Origin of the sequence: Bradyrhizobium sp. CCBAU 45321, assembly GCF_028128975.1 — a bacterium.
GTDB classification, from domain to species: Bacteria; Pseudomonadota; Alphaproteobacteria; order Rhizobiales; family Xanthobacteraceae; genus Bradyrhizobium; species Bradyrhizobium yuanmingense.
The window spans coordinates 1-414 of record NZ_LFKZ01000032.1; the positions used below are offsets into that span (position 1 = coordinate 1).

Sequence of the window (414 nt, forward strand, 5' to 3'; positions counted from 1 at the left end):
ATGGTGACGCCTTCCATGGCCACCAGCGGCATCAGCTGCTCGCGGTACTGCACCATGTAGCGGCCGTTCGAGAACTCGATCTTGTCGGCGGGCAGCTCCTCCAGGCGCGTGACGAGGCCGAGCGGGACCGCCTTGGGCTGCGACGAGCCGGCGCGGAACACCAAGAGCGAGGTGGTCTGCTCGCCACTTCCGATGTGATGGCCGGCCGCTTCGTCGCCCATGTCATGGGCCGAGGAGCCGGCGGCGCCGAGCGCCTTGGCGATGCCGTTGGGATCGATGATCATGATGACCGCGCCATCGCCCAGAATGGTGTTGCCGGAGAACATGTCGATGTGACGCAGTTTTGTCGACATCGGCTTGACCACGATTTCTTCGGTGTGGAACACGCCGTCGACGACGATGCCAAACGTCTGG

General features: G+C 64.3%; 1 protein-coding gene. It reads right to left on the bottom strand.

From position 1 onward, the window contains the following. The coding region (locus ACM43_RS09525; RefSeq protein ID WP_271539843.1) for a chemotaxis protein CheW at positions 1 to 414 on the bottom strand (414 nt) is incomplete at both ends.